Origin of the sequence: Arthrobacter sp. KBS0703 (genome assembly GCF_002008315.2) — a bacterium.
Classification (GTDB): domain Bacteria; phylum Actinomycetota; class Actinomycetes; order Actinomycetales; family Micrococcaceae; genus Arthrobacter.
In genome coordinates this window covers 1-3,324 of sequence record NZ_MVDG02000016.1, presented here as the reverse complement: position 1 = coordinate 3,324, position 3,324 = coordinate 1, and the positions used below count along the sequence as shown (strand labels likewise).

Sequence of the window (3,324 nt, the reverse complement as noted above, 5' to 3'; positions counted from 1 at the left end):
CTCCAAAATTCCGTGGCGAGCGTCCTCGTGCCGTTGGGGGAGAGAAGCAGCGTTGCGGTGAGCTCGTTGGCGATGGCCAGGAAGACCAGCGCCGCGCCGCCCGCCGCCGCCGGGGCGGTCAGCCGGAGCGTCACGCGGAGGAAGGACAGCAGCGGCGGGCTGCCCAGGACCTGCGCCGCCTCGTCCAGCTCCTTCGGTGCCTGCGCCAGCCCGGCCCGGATGTTCACCAGTGCCCGGGGCAGGAACAGGAGCACGTAGGCCGCGATCAGGACGCCTGACGTCTGGTACACGCCGGGGACCAGCCGGATGCTGACGGTGACGAAGGCCAGGCCCACCACGATGCCGGGCATGGAACTCGTGACGTAGTTGGACAGCTCCAGTGCCTTGCTGAACCAGCCGGCGTGCCGCACGGCAAGATACGCCATGGGGAACGCGACGACGGTGGTGACGACGGCGCCGGCCAGGCCGTAGCCGAGGGTCTGCACGAGGGCGGGGACGAATTCGTCGGCGGTCCAGATGTCCGCGCCGCCCGCGACAATCCAGCGGAGGACGAAGACCAGCGGCAGCCCGAACGCCAAGGCGGTGAGCGCGAGCAGGAAGAGCTGGGCCGGGAGCTGGTAGGCGTGCAGCGGAAGCCTGAGCGCCTTGGCCTGGGCGCCCGAGCCCACCCTCGCGTACCGCGCGTTGCCCCGGCTCCGGACCTCGGCCAGCAGCAGGATGAGGCAGAAGAACACGAGCACGCTGGCCAGCATGTTTCCGGCCGTGCCGTTGAACGTGGAGCGGTACTGCACCATGATCGCCGTGGTGAACGTGTCGAACCGGATCATGGCGAAGGCGCCGTACTCGGCGAGAAGGTGCAGCGACACCAGGAGGGCGCCGCCGGTCATGGCGATCCGCAGCTGCGGCAGGACCACGCGGAAGAAGGACCGCCAGGCGCCGAGCCCCAGCGACGCCGCGGACTGTTCCACCGCGGGATCAAGCCGGCTGAGGGTCGCTGCGGCCGGGATGTAGACGAGCGGGAAGTAGGACAGGGTGGCGATCAGCACGCCGGAGGACAGGCCCTCGAGCGACGGCACGGCGGACACCCACGCATAGCTGTTCACGAAGGCAGGAATGGCCAGCGGGGCCGCGAGGAGCACCGCCCAGATCTTGTGGCCGCGGAGCGTGGTCCGCTCTACGAGCCAGGCGCCGCCCACACCAAGGACCAGGCACAGCGGCACGGTGATGGTGATCAGCAGGACCGTGTTCAGCAGCAGCTCCCCGACGCGCGGCCGGAAGATCAGCGCCGCCGCCGTGTCCCAGCCGGTTGCGGCCGTCATGAAGGCGACGTACCCCAGCGGGACGAGGGAAAACAGCGCGATCAGCACTGCGAGGACAGCTACGGCGGAAACGCCGAAAGGCGGGCGGGGGCGTTTACCCCGGCCCGCCGTCGTCGTGCTTCCGGAAATCTCCGGCGCCGATGGATCGGTGATCACGGAATTACAGCAGTCCTGCCTTGGTCATCTGTTCGGTGACCTTCTGGGAGTTGAGCTTGGCCGGGTCCACGGTGGGGGCCTGGAGGTCCTTGATGGGGACCAGCTTCTCGTTGGCCGGGACGTCCGAAGCGATCGCGTACTCGAAGGACGTGCCCTTCTGCAGGATCTCCTGGCCCTTCTTGCCCGTGATGAACTTCAGGAAGGCCTGGGCCTTCTCGGCGTTCTTCGAGGATTTCAGCACACCGCCGCCGGAGACGGAGAGGAAAGCGCCCGGGTCCTGGTTCTTGAAGTAGTACGGCGAGACGTTCTTCGAGTTCTCACCGGTCTTGGCCTGGTCGCCGTAGTAGTAGTAGTGGTAGATCAGCGCGGATTCCACCTCGCCGGCGTTGACGGCCTTCATGGCGGTGCTGTTGCCCTTGTAGACCTTGGCGTTGTCCTTCATGCCCTTGAGCCACTCTTCGGCGGCAGCCTCGCCCTTGAGCTCGACCAGGGCGGCAACGATGGCCTGGAAGTCGGCGCCGGACGGTGAAGCGGCCCACTTGCCCTTCCACTCCGGCTTGGCCAGGTCCAGCATGGACTTGGGCAGCTTGTCTTCGGTGAGCTTGGTCTTGTCATAGACCAGGACGGTGGAGCGGGCGGCGATGCCGGTCCACTTGTTGGTGCTCGGGCGGAACGCTTCGGGAACCTGGGCGACAGTGTCCTTGTCCACGTCAGCGAACAGCCCGGCGTTCTCCACCTGGGCCATGGCGGGGGAGTTCTCCGTGAGGAAAACGTCCGCCGGCGAGGCCTGGCCTTCCTGGACGATCTGGTTGGACATCTCGGTGTCGTCGCCCTGGCGCAGGGTGACCTTGACGCCGGTTTCCTTGGTGAACTCGTCCACCCATTCCTGGGTGAGGCTTTCGTGCTGGGCGTTGTAGACCGTGATCTCGCCGTTGGCAGCTGCTGCGGTGCCGGAGCCGGCGGGGGCGGGGGAGCCGCCGCAGGCCGACAGTCCGAGGGCTGCGGTGGCTGCGAGTGCGATGCCGGCCAGCGCATTGTTGCGGATCTTCATCGGGGCTTCTTTCTGCAAAAGTCTGGTGGACCGGGGTCCGGGTGAGCTGGGGAAGTTAGGTGAAGCTCACTTCGAAAACTGTAGGTTAGCCAAACCTAAGCATCCAAGCCGCGGAGGCCTTAAGCTGTCTCTTATACACATCTAGATGTGTATAAGAGACAGGGCCAGTGCGACCCGCTGCTGCTGGCCGCCGGAGAGCTGGTGCGGCCGCCGCTTGGCCATGGCGGTGTCCAGGGAGACCATTTCCAGCAGGTCATTGACGCGGGCAGCGACCGCGCGCCGGCCGCCGTCGAGCTTTGCGGCGCTGAGCCCGAAGGCGATGTTCTGGCCCACGGTCAGGTGCGGGAACAGGGCGCCGTCCTGGGCCACGTATCCGACGTGGCGCTTGTGCGCCGGCTTCCACACGCCGTTGCCCGCCACCGGGCTGCCGTTGAGCAGGATGGTGCCGGTGCCGGGGTGTTCGAAGCCGGCGATCAGCCGGAGCAGCGTGGTCTTGCCGGAACCGGAGGGACCCACGATGGCGGTGGTCCCGCCCTTGGCCACGGACAGGTTGACGCCCTTGAGGACGGCCTGGGAACCGAAATCCTTGGTGACCGAATCGATCTCCAGGTGGCTGTTGGTGCTGGGCGCCACGGAGGCTGAGACCCGTGGTACCGGGAGCCTGGACGGGGATTGTTCGGTCACTGTCCCGCTACTTTCTTGGACTGCTGGAAGAGCAAATAGGTCATGGGTGCCGAGATCACGATCATCAGCAGGGCATAGGGAGCGGCGCCGGCGTAGTCGATTTCGCTGCTCTTG

Annotated in this window: 2 protein-coding genes and 1 pseudogene; all 3 read right to left on the bottom strand. The window is 66.7% G+C overall.

Going from position 1 to position 3,324, the window contains the following annotated elements; all coding sequences use genetic code 11:
• A partial coding sequence (locus B1A87_RS22475; protein ID WP_185982452.1) for an iron ABC transporter permease occupies window positions 1-1,475 on the bottom strand: 1,475 nt, incomplete at its 3' end.
• Window positions 1,476-1,479: 4 nt separating this feature from the next.
• Complete coding sequence (locus B1A87_RS22470) at window positions 1,480-2,526, bottom strand: iron ABC transporter substrate-binding protein (RefSeq protein WP_078029871.1); 1,047 nt, start codon at window positions 2,524-2,526, stop codon at window positions 1,480-1,482.
• Between the two features lie 153 nt (window positions 2,527-2,679).
• Window positions 2,680-3,210 (bottom strand): annotated as a pseudogene (locus B1A87_RS22465) (ABC transporter ATP-binding protein); the annotation flags it as partial.
• Window positions 3,211-3,324 lie beyond the last annotated feature (114 nt).

Coding starts and splice junctions, on each gene's coding strand:
- B1A87_RS22470 (WP_078029871.1), bottom strand. CDS start 2,526: ATGAAGATCCGCAACAATGCGCTGGCCGGCATCGCACTCGCAGCCACC.